Consider the following 13,751-nt stretch of genomic DNA (forward strand, 5'->3'; position numbering starts at 1 on the left):
AAGGTGACGTGGAAGCCCAGCGAACTCATGGCTGTAGCCAAGTCTCAAGTCGGCTACAGGGAGCCGAGCTATCGCAACAACAAGTACAACGACTGGATCAACGGCAACAACGCCTGGTGCCAGGTCTATGTGGCGTGGGTATTCGAAAAGGCTGGCTACCCCGAGTATGTCCCCAAAGAGAAGGCCTTCTCCAACGCGTTTCTCAAGGCAGACGACGTCGGCAAGTACAGCACCTACGTCGGCAAGCTCAACTCCGCCGGCGTCCTTGACCAGAACGTGAGCCTCGGTGACCTCAAGCAGGGCTATGTGGCCCTGATTGACTGGGGAGGCGGCCACGGGACGTCACACACTGGCATCGTGGACCGCGTTGACGGCAATGGCGCCTGGTTCTATGAGGGAAACACCACCGCTGGAAACGGGAATCCGGCTCCCGGGGTATTCCATCGCTGGCGCCCGTTGTCCTACATCAAGGCCGTCTACGACCCTCGCGACTATTACGACGCCACGCATTAGGGGGCGTGCTCACGAAGTGGTGCAGCGGCTAGGCCGACTGTGCGTCGTAGTCTCCGCGGTCGTATGCGATCCGAACGAGTTCGCGTAGTACCGACTCGTCGAGGTCGCTGAGTCGATTGGCGTAGACACAACCCACACCGAGCGTGTGGCGTCCCAGTTGCTCGAGGTGAGCTTCGGCATCGGCCGAATCCTGGAGTCCATATAGAGACAGCTTGGCTTTGCGGGGTGAGAATCCGACCTTGAGGGTGTCTCCCTCGCGCCCGGTTGCGTAGCGATAGTGCAACGTACCGAAGCCGATCATGCTTGGTCCCCACATGACCCCCTGCTCTCCAGTGACGTCACGCATCAATTCCAAGAGCGCGAATCCTTCCTCACGTCGCCTTTCAGGCTCGACGCCTGCAACGAAGTCCTCGACGGGAACGCTAGTGGGTTGAGTCTTGTTCGCCATCTCAACAGCCTATGCCCTTCGCCACCTGACGGCGCGGCTCCTGGCGCGGGTGCTAACGTCGCAGGCAGTGGGCAAGCGAGTTCGATGGGCGGAGATGCGTGGCACCTAAGCGAAAGCACCAAAAGGAAGAGTCGACGTCCAAGGTTGGCGCGGCACTCGGCGACAGCCTGCGTGGTCGTTTTGATCGCAAGACACTGAAGCAGGACGCCTCCGCGGGGACGGTGCTCGGAATCGAGAGCATCCCCGACGGGCTAGCGAATGGAATTCTTGCGGGCGTCAATCCCATGGCTGGGCTGTACGCGTATATCTTCGGGCTCGCAGGTGGCGCATTCTTCACCGGCTCAGCATTCATGGCCGTAGGCGTCACCGGAGCGATGGCACTCGTAGTCGGCGATACCGACCTTGGTCGTTATGAGGACCCCACTCGCGCAATGTTTACCCTGACATTGCTGGTGGGCGTGGTCATGATCGTTGCTGGTGTGCTCAAGCTGGGCAAATTGGTGCGCTTTGTTCCCACCGCAGTGATGACGGGATTCGTTGCCGCCGTCGGTATCAACATCATGCTCGGTCAACTCGGCAACCTCACGGGCTACGAGCCTGACGAGGGCGGACGCATTCTCAATACCTTGGCCACCTTCCGCCACCTGTTCGATATCAACCTGTGGACCACCGTGGTGGGAGTCGCCACCATCGCGCTGATCGTCGTGCTGAACAAGACGCGCCTGGGAGCCTTAGGAATGGTGGTTGCCGTCGCTCTCGGCACGCTCCTGGCGTTTGGCTTTGATCATTTCCTGAGCGCGGAGGTGGCGACGGTTAGCGACATTGCTGATATTGAGCCCGGCCTGCCTTTCATCGGTGTGCCGGACTTTGGTGCCGTGATTACGCTCATCGTGCCGGCGATGTCACTCGCATTTGTGGGACTGATTCAAGGCGCTGCCGTGACGGCAAGCGTCTCACGGCACGGGTCCGGCCCGCGACGCATGTCGAAGGACTTCATTGGGCAGGGCGCAGGAAACGTGGTGTCCGGTCTCTTTCAGGGTATGCCTGTCGGCGCCTCGATGTCTGGTTCCACTCTGGTGGCGAAGTCGGGGGCGAGATCCCGGACGGCGCTACTCGTCGCATCGGCGGTGATGGCCGCAGCCGTCATCTTCTTTTCCAAGGTGGTGGGTGTGGTGGCCATGCCTGCCCTCGCTGCGCTGCTCATAGTGGTGGGCTGGAGCGCTGTAAAGCCGGAGAAGGTTCGCTCGGTGTTGAAGACGGGTACGTTCCAGACGACGCTCATGGGCATCACCTTTGTGTTGACGCTGGTGATCCCGTTGCAATTCGCGGTTCTCGTGGGTGTCGCGCTAGGGCTAGTGCTGTTTGTCGCTCAGGCGTCAAACAAGCTTGTCGTGCGCCAACTCAACATTCAGGACGACGACTCCATTCGTGAATCCGTACCGGTCGCGACGCTCGAGGCTCACGACGTGGTGGTGTTGCAGCCGTACGGAAGTCTGTTCTTCGCGAGTGCGCCCACCTTTGAGCAGCAGCTGCCCAAAATCACGCGGGCCAGCGAAGGGGCCGTGGTGATCGTACGGCTGCGAGGCGTGGATGAACTCGGGCTATCGCTGATCAGCGTGCTGCGTCGCTACGCGGCGCGACTCATGGCAAACGGGGGCACGCTGAAGTTGGTCATCAGCAGCCAGCACGCCTTGCGACAGCTTGATCGGGAAGGCATTCCGGAGCTCATTGGTGAGGGAAATGTGTACATGGGCGGCGAGTGGCTGGCGAAGACCACCATCCAGGCGTTCCGGGATGCCGTGGCGGCTCAAAGGCCGCCAGACGACTCGGATGAGTGAGGGACGTGTGTGTATTGGCTGGCGACAGTTCCGGACGACGGATGCTACGGCCAGATATGCCCGGAAAGTGTCACGGATAGGGTGCCAGGCACGGTAACATTGGTGACCGTGCCCACCACGGTGGGGACAAGCCACGGGCTGTGGCGCAGCTTGGTAGCGCACCTGACTGGGGGTCAGGGGGTCGCAGGTTCAAATCCTGTCAGCCCGACGTTTTGAAAAGGGACCGCCTCGTGTGGTCCCTTTTCTATTCCCCCAGGCAAACTCCTATACGCCAGTGTGACCTCTGGCGGTTCCTTTCTTCAAGTGCCTGGAACCAATGGACGGTTGGGCTTCTCCATCGACATCGGAATGCCATTGATTCTGGATGTCAGGAATGGTGCGAGTTTCGGCATTGGAAATCACGTTGCCCCCACATCGGATGTCAGTGCCAACGCGTACCTTGCGGGTATGCCTACTCCGAGAACCTACTCCAGTGAGGATCTGAAAACCGCAATTGCAGATTCCGCATCATGGCGCGGTGTGTTGAGGACATTGGGTCTTCTCTCAACTTCGTCTGGAGCGATGCTTTCGGTCCGCCAACGCGCCGACACATTGGGGATAAGTTGCGCCCATTTTCGCGGGCAGCGTCGGTGGAGCGATGCGCAACTTCGGGAAGCCGTAGCCAAGGGCAATACGTGGCCCGATGTGCGAAACCGACTTGGGCTAGCAGGTACGAGGGATCTCGCCGCTATCAAAGGTCACGCCCTGAGGTTGGGATTGGAAACTCGTCACCTTGAACCGATACTAAGAACGCCGAATGTCAGGACGATGAACTCACCCCTGGACAATCTCGATCGTGCGGGGTCGCTACTTGCCGCCTCGTGGTTTACGTTGTGTGGATTTGATGTTGCTTGGCCGCTCGAGCCATGTAGATATGACCTAATTGTTTCGATGGAGTCCGAAGCACGCCGTGTGCAGGTTAAGACCACGACTACCAGAGTAGGTAATACATGGAAGGCCTACCTGTCCACTTCCGGTGAAACGCGGCGGCTCTACGACCCCGACGAGATCGATGATTTCTTTGTCGTAGATGGCGATATGAATTTCTACTTCATTCCCGTCGCGGCGGTTGGCGGCCTATATGCCATTCATCTACGTGCATACGATGAATACCGTGTAGAAAAATGACGGAACACACGCAGTCATCGATGTGACGTATACGGAGCGAAAGTGGTGCCCGGCGTCAGCAAGGGCCGTGCTCAGTTTCGCGAAATGATGCAACACCGGATACGCCTCGTCGTGGGTAGAGTTGCCCGACTCCTTGTCGGCTGGCGCTGTCCTTCCCCTTGTCGCAATTGACTGCCGAGATCCTAGCGCCGCGTCGAGACCGTCACTGTGAACTTGGCGTTGCGAGCAACCTGCTGCGTCGGTCCCACGATTCGTTCGAGTTGACGCCGGTAGTTGAGCGACGAATTCCACACACACCAGAGCTGGCCACCTGGTCGCAGAACCCGTGCGGCATCGGCGAACAGCCGAGGAGCGAGAAGGTCGGTCATGGCAGCCCCGGAGTGAAACGGCGGGTTGAGCGCAATGAGGGAGGCACTGGCGGAGGCTCTCGTGGTAAGCGCGTCGTCCTGCCAGACCTCGACGCGAGCGTCGATGCCATTGGCGGTCATCGTCGCGCGAGCGGATTTGACCGCGGTGGCTGACTGGTCGCACGCGTAGACGTGGAAATTCGGATGCCGCGTCGCCAACCAAGCGCCGACAATTCCTGTTCCGCATGCGAGGTCGATGAGCGGATCATTGGCCGTCCCTCCCTCGAGATGCTCGGGGAGAGTGTCCAGCAGCAACCGCGTGCCGATGTCTAAGTGAGCGCCAGCAAACACGCCGCCAAATGCCCGCACCTCGAGACCCTCGACCCGGGCTGCCGCAGGCTCTGGATCGCGCCCATTGTGTGGCTCGCGTGCCAGCAGCACGCGGGACTTCTGACGGGCGTGGGTGATGTCCAACTTCCCAAAGAACTCACTCAGAATCGTATTCATCGACAGCGACATGTGTTTGAGCCGGCCCCCGGCAATCACCACCACCGCCGGATCCGCATGCGCTGCGATGAGGCCGGCAATGTCTCGGAGTCCATCGAGTGACCGGGGCAGTCGCAACAGGACGATTCGCGCACCGCGCACGAGGTCCGCCTCCAGGGGGAGCGCGCGGTAGTTGTCCGAGAGTCCGGTGCGCTCGGCGTTGGCGGCGAGCGCGCGTTCCCCGTTGAGAGCGTCGATATGTACGCGAACTCCGGTCGCTCCAGCGAAGGCCGCACCGATGGTGAGGGCCCCATAGGCGTCACCGATCACGACGACATCGCCGGACTGCGCGGAAGCGCGCGCTCCTGCCGATTCATCCAGAATCAAGCGGTCTGCAGCGTCGACGGCGACCAGCCCAGGAGCTTCGACGTCGGGCCATCGCCGAAGTTCGTTCAATACGGCACTTGTAGCGCTCACGGCATCAGACCATGGACGAAGCACCGGACCCTCGCCCGCCCGCGGTGCCCGGCGCACGCGCCAAGGTCTTGCCAATGATGTCCGGACATGATGGAAAGCCTATCCTCGCGTGACCACGCCAACTACGGTCCCGACGACGCCCAGATCTCGTTAAAAGCCACAGCGCGCCCAAGAATGTTCTCGGCAGCACGATGTCCCGACATCATTGCGCCAGTGACCGTCGCAGGGTCGTCGGTCCAGGTGGCTTCGCCAGCAAGGTGTAGTACTCCGCCGATTGGCGTTGCAAGAACATCGTGGTCATCTGTTGACGAACCCACCGTCATGTAGGCGTAGGAGCCTCGCGCGAACGGGTCGGCGTGCCAGTCGGTGATGGTCACACTCGTTGGTTTGGTGGCGAGGTCGCCGAAGAGCCGGCGCAATTGTGTCATCACTGAATCGACAACACTTTGCTCGTCCCACCCGCGCGTCTCGGTGGCGCCGCGTCCCGCGGCAAACGTCATCAACGTAGGCGTTCCGTGCAGACGCGTGAGGTCGTACCAGGAGTGCCACCAGCGCCCCTGGGGGCCCTGCTGACGGATGGCATACACGTCGTCGTCCCAGAACTTCTTGGGGAACCGCAAGAACACCTTCTCGAAGTCATTCATCGCGAGACGACTCAAGGCACCAGCGACCGGTTCGGGTAGCGGTGGTTCGATGGCGAACTCGGCGGATTGAAGGACTCCCACCGGGACCGTCACCACGGCTTGCGCCGCCACCAACCGACCTCGATTGGTGGAGGTGACCACGCCATGGCCCGACCACTCGACGCGTGAGACGATGTGCTCAAGCCGCACATCAAGCCCCTCGGCAAGGCTCTCAGGAAGAGCGTCATAGCCGTCGGGGAACACCACCTCGTCGCCCTCAATCTGGTCGTCGTCCAGACCGTGGGCGGCAAGGTCCTCGATTCGCGCACCGTACTGTTCTTCTGAACGGTGTTCGAGGTACTCGCGCACTCGCTGCACACGGTCCTCCGACCAGCCAAAGGTCGCTAGCGCCTCATCAGTGACGTCTCGATAGGAGGCATCGACGGCCGATGCTGCGATCACGTCCACGAGGGCGGCGTCGAGCGCACGAATATCCTCCACGAAGTTCAGTTGAGCGGCGTCGTCCAGCCTGACCCCGTCAGGTCCGTAGTAGGCGATGGGTCGACTGTCAGCCTGGCAGCCCCCGACGGTGAATTCGACGGTACGCATACCGCAGGCTTCTGCTGCCGCGGCGACGGGGGAGTCGGCAATTCCGTGGATCCACGACGCCCCCAGATCGGTGACCAAGCCGTTGGCGCGCTCGGTGCGCACCCGACCACCTACATGATCGCGGGCCTCAAGCACGACGACGCGGTGGCCTGCCTTCGTGAGTAGGCGCGCTGCGGTCAGTCCCGCCACCCCGGCGCCAATGACGAGGGTGTCGTAGCGATCCATGGCTCAACCTCCACTGTTGTGCGCACTAGCGCGCACCCTGAGACTACCGATTTGTGCACCGCTTGGTCCGAATCTAGCCATGGCGATGGGTTGGGTTCGATTGACGTCGCTCGCCCTCGCACACGTCACCTTCTTGAACATGCGTCCTTCTCCCGTTGTCGTCTCTGAAAGGATGAGGGAATGGGTAACCCAGAAGAGAGCGGTGGTGCGAAGCGGTGGCCCGCGCCCGGCACTCGAGTGGTGGTGCGCTATTTGATCGATACTGGCCAGGCGACCGATGCACTCGGAGAACTGCTGAGTGCTGACGAGCACACGGTCGTGATTGACGGAGTGCGCGGCGTCGAGCGGATCGCGGTGGCGGACATCGTCGCGGCCAAAAGGGTTCCACCGCCGCCGATGCGGCGGCCGCAGCAGATGTAACGCGTTCCATGGTGGTCAATAGCGCGCAGGCCAGTACCTGGGTATTGCTAGAGTCAGTAGCGAACCCTCGCCGAACGGTCGTGGAACGTGACGAGGTCGCCGTCCTTGAGTTGATAGCCACGCCGGAGTTCAGGCGCTCCGTTGACGAGCACGTCGCCGTCCACAATGACTTCCTTGGCGTTGGCGCCCGAGTCGATCAGGCTGGCCAGCTTCAGGAATTGCCCGAGCCGAATAACGTCGCCGTCGATGTGAACGTCCTCGACAGAATCATGTGTAGTCATTTCTGAATGCTAACGGTCCTCACCGCAGCGCATGATCTAGAACGCGTTCTGTAGTTCGCAGATGACGTCGGCGTTGACTTCGCTCCCGTCCTCGAGGACACCCGCAAAGCGCACCTCGACGATGTCGCGGCTTCCGTCTGTGCCTCGAGGGCCCTGTTCTGTCATGGTGACGATCTCGCCTTTGGCTGGCGTATCCACTCCCGCCGCGCCCACGAGGTCACGGAACCTGAAGCTTTCCTCGTTGATCGCCACATAGTTCATGGCGATGTCCTCGTGCGCTTTGACGTTGTCGATGGCGATAATCGCCGAGATGTCGCCCTCATTGAGGTTGCCAACGTCCTTCTTGCCGTGCTCGCGGCTGATCTCACAGTCGCCCGTGAAGTCGGTGAACTCGGCTCCGTTGACGTACAGGGTGGCGTTGCCGACGTCGTCGGGGCTCGGTCCTCCTGCGTCGGGGGCCTCGTCAGTGCCGTCATCACTGAGACCCTCGTCCGTCGGGTCTGCCTCCAGCGTGTTGGAGTCCTCCGCGATGGCATCGGTCGCACTGCTGTCGGCCGGACTGGACGGCTGCTCGACCGAACTTGTCGACTCATCGCCTGAGGAAGGCGAGCAAGCACCCAAGGTTGCGGCGAGGGACAAGGCGACCACGGCAGCACGTGATCTGCGCGCCCATGAATGCGGGTTGCTACTGATGGCGGAGTGAGGAATTGTCATGTCATCCAGGTTGCCCACGGCCGCACGGGTCCCGCAATACGCCTTTTGGCGTAGGCGCCCGAGTAGTGTGGAAAGGCATGGGGCTGAGCGACGACGACGCACGAGCAGTGTTGCGTGCCGCCGGGCGTTTGACCGAGTACCCGGTCCTGGGATTTGCCGAGGTTCTCGAGACCCTACGTGAAGTGATCGCCTGCGACAGTGCGTCCTTCAACGACATGGTCTTGGCTACTCGCGATTTTCGGTATGTGATCGTTCCCGCCGCAGACGCTGCGCTTGCGACGCGCCTCAAACCCCAATACGACAAGTACTTCCACGAGCATCCGCTGATCGCGGCCGCAAACTCAACCCATGGACTTGGGGCGATACGGTTCAGCGATATCCCCGGCGGGGCGGACATCACCACCACTGACCTATACCGATACTTCTACGGCCCCTTCAACGTGCGATTCCAGTTGGTCGTCGAACTTCCGTCACCGCCCGATGTTGTGGTCGGCTACGCCCTCAATCGGAGCGAAGGAGGGGGAGAGTTCAGCGACCGCGATGTTTCGGTCATGAACGCTCTTAGCGGACACCTGGCCATGCACCATCGATCGGTGCTCGACGGCGAACGCGCACGGCTCGTCGACGCGGAGATGGACCGCTACGCCTGGGCCGTGGTCTCGGTGCGCTCGGATGGAGTGGTCGAGGCCTCATCGTCCATGGTGTTGAAGGCCGGTACCCGAGTCCCAGACACCCTCCTAACGATAGTCGTCGACAAGGGGACAACGCCGGGGGTGGAGTCGCGACATGAGGTGATGATCGGGTCTCAGCGCTGGCAATGCATCGTTCACCCGGTTCGACTTGGCCCGACCGTTTTGCTTTTACGCAAGCAGCAGGACGTGGCCGCAGATTCCGAGGTCCTCATGAGGGAGGGTCTCACTCGGCGCCAAGCGGACGTCGTGATTGCCCTCGCTCGTACTGGCGGTTCGAACAATGAACTCGGCCGCGAACTGGGCATGTCCGAGGCGACCGTCAAGAAGCATCTCGAGGGGATCTTCCGGATTCTTCGTGTGACGAGCCGAGCGGCAGTGGTCCTCCGGCTACGCGAACTCAGTGGCACTACGCTGAAGCAATGAGCCTCAGTTCCGTGTTGAATTCGGTGCCGCGCACTATCCGCACGCTCGCCGCCACCGGCCACCCTGAGGGATATCACGGGGGCTACCAGCGCGGTAGCCAGTTCTTTGAGGGCTGGTACGTCAAGCTCATTTCCGCGGACAGGAGCGCGCGCATTGCCATCATCCCCGGGGTCTTTCTGGGCGAGCACGACGAGGCCTTTGTTCAGGTGCTTGACGGCGTCACCGGACGGTCCTGGTACGAGGCGTACGACGCACAGGAATTCAGTGGCGCTACCAAGTCGTTCGATGTGAATGTTGCAGGAAACGCTTTCAGCGACAGGGGAGTAGAGGTCAACCTCCCGCTCTCGAGCCTCCACGGGAGCGTGAGGTTCACGTCGCCGATGGATCCCTGGCCGGTGACCGCAGCCTCTCCCGGAATCATGGGACGCTACGGATGGGTGCCGGTGATGGAGTGCTATCACGGGCTGGTCTCGTTTGGGCACGACCTGGCAGGTTCTCTCACGCTCGATGGTGTGGAGCAGACATTCGACGGTGGCCTCGGATACATCGAGAAGGACTGGGGTCGCGCGTTTCCGGCGGGCTATGTGTGGATGCAGACCAACCACTTCCAGATGCGGGGCGTGAGCCTGTCCGCGTCCATTGCGCTGATTCCTTGGGGTCGCAGTCGGTTTCGGGGGTTCATCGTGGGACTGCGCATGCCGGGCCGGGACGGTACCCCCGTCTTGCACCGCTTCGCAACATACACGGGCGCGGAGACCACGCGGCTGAACGTGGACGATGAGTTGGTGACATGGACCTTGCGAAACATTCAGGGTGCGGAGCTGCGCATTCGAGCCGAGCGCCGCCGGGGCGGCCTATTGCACGCGCCCACGCGTACCAAGATGCATCGCCGGGTAGAGGAAACACTCGATGGACGGGTCCATGTCGAACTGGTGAACCCCGCTGGACGCACGGTTTTTGAGGACGTAGGCGAGGCCGCCGGACTAGAGGTCCATGGCGACATCTCTGACCTCATCGCAATGTCCTAGCCCCCAGCCAAGCGCACTCAAGATGTCATTCGATCTCGGCAAGCAGAGCCTTGAGTGAGGCTCGTGTGGACTCCAGCTCTTCGAGCGACTTCATCTTGCTCACGGTGACCGTTACGACGGAATTGTCTCCGCGGGAGCCGACGTCCACGCCTATGGCCCGGCCGTCGTCCAACTTTCCACGCCAACGCCGCCATTTGGCAGTGCTCGAGGTCGTAGGGGTCTGAGTAAGGCCCCGCCCAGCCACAGTCGCTTTCTCGTCGACGTGTCTCATCCACGCGGCAAGTGCGTCGTCGAGTGACCCGGGAAGGGTGCGAGATGCAGACACCTCGAACGTGCCGTCCGCGCGCTGGCCCGGGACGCGACGCCCGATCTCTTGCTCGTAGGCCACAGCGACGCCTTGGCTCCACCATTCGCGGTTGCCTGTCACGGGCGGCATGAATTCCTGGGCGGCGGTGGCTAGTTGGCTGTGATTCAGTTCGCGTCCGCCCAATGAGTTGAGGTGCGTCACCCATTGTGCCCAGGTCAAGCCCGTGGCCTTCGCGATGGCGTCAGTGTTCATGGCCTTGGTCATTTTTCGATGCTAGTGGAACGGCTCTCATTCGAGTCGTCAGTCTCCGCTACAGCCACGATGCGATTCACCATGCCGCTAAAGATGAGGCCGTGGAACGGCAGCATCGTCAACCAGTAGAGGCGACCGGAGAGCCCCCGCGGAAAGAAGACGGCCCGCTGCCAGTATTCGGAGCCCTCCTCGGTGGGCCGCACCCCGAGTTCAAGCCACGCCTTGCCCGGCACGCGCATCTCGGCGCGAAGCCTGAGCAATTTCCCGGGGTCGGCGACCTCGACACGCCACACGTCGACGACGTCACCCACAGTAAGTCGCGAGTAGGTTCGACGCCCTCGCTTGGAGCCCACGCCGCCCGCCACACGGTCGATGAGCCCACGCGACGCCCATAGCACTGAAGCCGAGTACCACCCGGTAGCCCCGCCAATCTGGGAGATGACGCGCCACACCGCGGCCGGTTCCGCGGACGTCCTCTTATGGCGCTCGTCCTTAAAGACGGTGCGGCCAGCCCAGTCGGGGTCGCTCGGCATGGGATCGCTGGGAACCCCAGAAATTCGCGCGTCCAGCGAACTCGTCTCGACCTGATCAATCTCGATACGGCCCAGCGCCAGGCGCACGGACTCGAGATACCCCGTGAGCCCATCGGGCGGGAGAGGGACCAGGCCGTCGATCGCATCGTCCTTCACCACGCACGAGTGCAATAGCGACTCCACGAGCGGCATCGCGAGCGCGCGAGGCACAGGCGTCACTAGTCCAACCCAGTGAGACGCGAGCCAGGGAGTCATCACGGGCAGGGCGGCGATGTGGCGCTGTGGAAGTCCCGCCTCGCGCGCGTAGCCATTCATCATCTCCGAATAGCGGAGGACGTCCGGCCCACCGATGTCATATACGCCGTTGACCTCGCCCTCGGCTCTCGCGGCACCCAGCAGGTAGTGGAGGACGTCGCGCACTGCGATGGGCTGGATGTGGTTCCGCACCCATTTTGGGGCTGGCATGAAGGGCAACACCTCGGTGAGGTGGCGAATCATCTCGAACGAGGCCGAACCGGAGCCAATGACTACACCCGCCTGGAGCACGATGGTCGGCACGGCGGTGGCGAGCAGGATGTCGCCTACCTCCTTGCGCGACTCGAGGTGCGCAGCAAGCTGGACCCCGTCCGGGTGGAGACCACCGAGGTAGATGATGCGGCTGACATCATTCGTGCGTGCGCTGCGCGCAACGTTCAGAGCGATCGTGCGGTCAAGTCTTCCGTAGTCGTGCCCGGCGGTCATGGAATGCACAAGGTAGTAGACGATAGCGACGCCGGCCATGGCCGTGTCCATGGCGTCGGCGTCCGCCGCGTCGCCATCGACGACGTCCACATCATCTCCCCAGGGAAGTGCCTTGACACGCCGGCTGTTTCGCGACAGTGCGCGTACTCGGTAGCCGCCGGCCAGGAGGCGCGGCACGAGCCTGCCTCCGATGTAGCCGGTGGCGCCCAGAACCAGCACGAGCGGAGCGTCGCCGTTGGCCAAGGGTTGGGCTCGTAGCGATTCCTCGGACCCCAGCGGACTACTGAACTCGTCAGCCGTTGGCGCATCGTCGATGTTGCTACTCACCGGTGGGCTCCCGTCTCGCTTGCGTCAGAGAATCTGCGCGCTTAGGTCAACAGAATCGCCCGAGAGGTCATTCCTTGCGCTTCAACCGAGATCCCACCGCACGTGCACCACCCGTTGCCGCCCCCTTGATGGCCGACCCGGTGCGCTTCACCGTTCTGAGCGCGCGGGCCTCGTCAGGAATGCCATCGCCGGTGGTGTCAACAGCGCGGAATACACCGGCCACATCCGTGGCCTTGCCCCACGACGCCTCTCCAAAGTCTGCCGCCTTGTTCTTCGCGGATTGCAAAGCCTTCACCGCGCGAGACGGCTCAACCGAACCCGGCGCGGGCTTGTGGAAATCGACCAGCCCAGAAGGGAAGTCGGTGGGTGGCGCAGGGAAGGCCACGCGGGCTGCCTTCACCACGTCGCTGCCGAACTTGAAACTCGCAAGACCGCCGGCGGCGGCGCCGATGCCAAAAGGAATGACCTTGCCCAACGTGCCGGCTCCGAACCGGGCACCCGCGGTGAGCGCCTCGCGCGCGATCACCGTTGCGACGGGCACGAGGGCTGAATCCGGGAGTTGCTGAGTGAGGACCTTGCCCCAGCCCTCAGGGAGTACCTGCGCCACCGTACCGTCGGCCGCTGTGCGGGCCTGGGTAATGACGCCGGCTCCGGACGCTTGAAGCACGATCTTCGACAGCTGGCTCTGCGACTTCTCTCCCAGCATCACGCCGAGAATGAGTGGTCGGGTGCGCTCGATGTCGCTCACCTCGGTTCCATGGAGTTCTGCGACGGCGAGGACGTACAGCGCCGATGCCTCATAGAAGAACACGAGGTCGGCGACGCCAAGTCCAAGGGCGACGGGAATGCCCACCACGGGGATGGCGGCCGATGCGCCGACACCAGTGCTGGCAACGGTCACGGTGGCGACGTAGCGGCGGTCGAGTTCCTTGAGTATCTGTGAGGGCGTCGCGTGGGGCTTGTCTCGCCTGACCGACTTCAGGTACTCGAGGACGACGGGGCGTTGCACCGCAATCGCCTTGTACAACCGCGACTGGAAGTCGCCCGTGTCCACCGCGCCATCTGGATTATCGGCGACAGCAGCGAGCACGAGCTCCTCGTCCGAGGAAGTGGAGGGTGGTTGATCGGTGGGCATTGGGGCTCCGTTGAGGCTCATGGTCGAGGCAGCAAGTAGTCATTAGTGACTCCAAGCAAGAGTAACGAACAACACCCTTGATCACCGTGATGTGGGCTGTTGTCGCAGGTATTTGCCAAACCACAATCTGCCAGGGGTTTGAGGCTACGTCGGAGCGGGCCCGAT

At 62.2% G+C, this 13,751-nt stretch carries 14 protein-coding genes and 1 tRNA gene; 7 read left to right on the plus strand and 8 right to left on the minus strand.

The annotated features are described in order from the left end of the window. A partial coding sequence (locus AOP73_RS10370) for a C40 family peptidase (protein WP_152650647.1) occupies positions 1–513 on the plus strand: 513 nt, incomplete at its 5' end. A gap of 28 nt (positions 514–541) precedes the next feature. Here the strand turns inward: AOP73_RS10370 and AOP73_RS10375 are convergent. After that, positions 542–961 carry a DUF1801 domain-containing protein gene (locus AOP73_RS10375; protein ID WP_061965731.1) on the minus strand — a complete coding sequence of 140 codons (420 nt, stop codon included), beginning with the start codon at positions 959–961 and terminating at the stop codon, positions 542–544. A 98-nt stretch (positions 962–1,059) separates the two neighbouring features. Between AOP73_RS10375 and AOP73_RS10380 the strand changes: the two genes are divergently transcribed. From AOP73_RS10380 to AOP73_RS11920, 3 genes are all read left to right on the plus strand, one after another. Further along, on the plus strand, positions 1,060–2,799 hold the full coding sequence (locus AOP73_RS10380) for a SulP family inorganic anion transporter (RefSeq protein ID WP_084626814.1): 1,740 nt from the start codon (positions 1,060–1,062) through the stop codon (positions 2,797–2,799). A gap of 134 nt (positions 2,800–2,933) precedes the next feature. Continuing rightward, positions 2,934–3,007 (plus strand) — tRNA-Pro (locus AOP73_RS10385). 68 nt (positions 3,008–3,075) lie between these two features. After that, positions 3,076–3,966: a group I intron-associated PD-(D/E)XK endonuclease gene (locus AOP73_RS11920; protein ID WP_236683584.1), complete on the plus strand. Its 891-nt coding sequence runs from the start codon at positions 3,076–3,078 to the stop codon at positions 3,964–3,966. Between the two features lie 182 nt (positions 3,967–4,148). Here AOP73_RS11920 and AOP73_RS10395 read toward each other — a convergent pair whose 3' ends face one another. Together AOP73_RS10395 and AOP73_RS10400 are read right to left on the minus strand one after the other, a co-directional pair. After that, positions 4,149–5,276 carry a class I SAM-dependent methyltransferase gene (locus AOP73_RS10395; RefSeq protein WP_061965735.1) on the minus strand — a complete coding sequence of 376 codons (1,128 nt, stop codon included), beginning with the start codon at positions 5,274–5,276 and terminating at the stop codon, positions 4,149–4,151. A 122-nt stretch (positions 5,277–5,398) separates the two neighbouring features. Continuing rightward, entirely contained in the window at positions 5,399–6,733 is a 1,335-nt protein-coding gene (locus AOP73_RS10400) for a flavin monoamine oxidase family protein (RefSeq protein WP_061965737.1), read from the minus strand. A 180-nt stretch (positions 6,734–6,913) separates the two neighbouring features. Here AOP73_RS10400 and AOP73_RS10405 point away from each other — a divergent pair, with 180 nt between their 5' ends. Next, the gene (locus AOP73_RS10405; RefSeq protein ID WP_061965739.1) at positions 6,914–7,153 is read left to right on the plus strand and encodes a putative acetyltransferase; all 240 of its coding nucleotides are present in this window, start codon (positions 6,914–6,916) and stop codon (positions 7,151–7,153) included. Between the two features lie 53 nt (positions 7,154–7,206). On the opposite strand, the gene AOP73_RS10410 is transcribed toward AOP73_RS10405, so the two are convergent. Both AOP73_RS10410 and AOP73_RS10415 read right to left on the minus strand, forming a co-directional pair. Further along, on the minus strand, positions 7,207–7,434 hold the full coding sequence (locus tag AOP73_RS10410; RefSeq protein ID WP_061965741.1) for an RNA-binding S4 domain-containing protein: 228 nt from the start codon (positions 7,432–7,434) through the stop codon (positions 7,207–7,209). A 36-nt stretch (positions 7,435–7,470) separates the two neighbouring features. Then, positions 7,471–8,148 (minus strand): hypothetical protein, encoded by a 678-nt coding sequence (locus AOP73_RS10415; RefSeq protein ID WP_152650649.1) that lies wholly within the window; start codon positions 8,146–8,148, stop codon positions 7,471–7,473. Positions 8,149–8,225: 77 nt separating this feature from the next. Here AOP73_RS10415 and AOP73_RS10420 point away from each other — a divergent pair, with 77 nt between their 5' ends. Further along, positions 8,226–9,263, plus strand: coding sequence for a helix-turn-helix transcriptional regulator (locus tag AOP73_RS10420; RefSeq protein WP_061965745.1), 1,038 nt, complete (start codon positions 8,226–8,228; stop codon positions 9,261–9,263). Beyond that, entirely contained in the window at positions 9,260–10,291 is a 1,032-nt protein-coding gene (locus tag AOP73_RS10425) for a tocopherol cyclase family protein (protein ID WP_084626815.1), read from the plus strand. Before AOP73_RS10420 ends, AOP73_RS10425 begins: the two co-directional genes overlap by 4 nt. Positions 10,292–10,316: 25 nt before the next feature. On the opposite strand, the gene AOP73_RS10430 is transcribed toward AOP73_RS10425, so the two are convergent. The 3 genes from AOP73_RS10430 to AOP73_RS10440 all read right to left on the minus strand — a co-directional run bounded on the left by AOP73_RS10430 (position 10,317) and on the right by AOP73_RS10440 (position 13,586). Further along, positions 10,317–10,862 (minus strand): hypothetical protein, encoded by a 546-nt coding sequence (locus tag AOP73_RS10430; RefSeq protein ID WP_061965747.1) that lies wholly within the window; start codon positions 10,860–10,862, stop codon positions 10,317–10,319. Beyond that, the gene (locus AOP73_RS10435; protein WP_084626816.1) at positions 10,859–12,451 is read right to left on the minus strand and encodes an SDR family oxidoreductase; all 1,593 of its coding nucleotides are present in this window, start codon (positions 12,449–12,451) and stop codon (positions 10,859–10,861) included. The genes AOP73_RS10430 and AOP73_RS10435 overlap by 4 nt, the downstream gene beginning before the upstream one ends. A 67-nt stretch (positions 12,452–12,518) precedes the next feature. Continuing rightward, positions 12,519–13,586 (minus strand): hypothetical protein, encoded by a 1,068-nt coding sequence (locus AOP73_RS10440; protein ID WP_061965748.1) that lies wholly within the window; start codon positions 13,584–13,586, stop codon positions 12,519–12,521. Positions 13,587–13,751 lie beyond the last annotated feature (165 nt).

The organism is Demequina aurantiaca (assembly GCF_000975135.1).
Lineage (GTDB): Bacteria > Actinomycetota > Actinomycetes > Actinomycetales > Demequinaceae > Demequina > Demequina aurantiaca.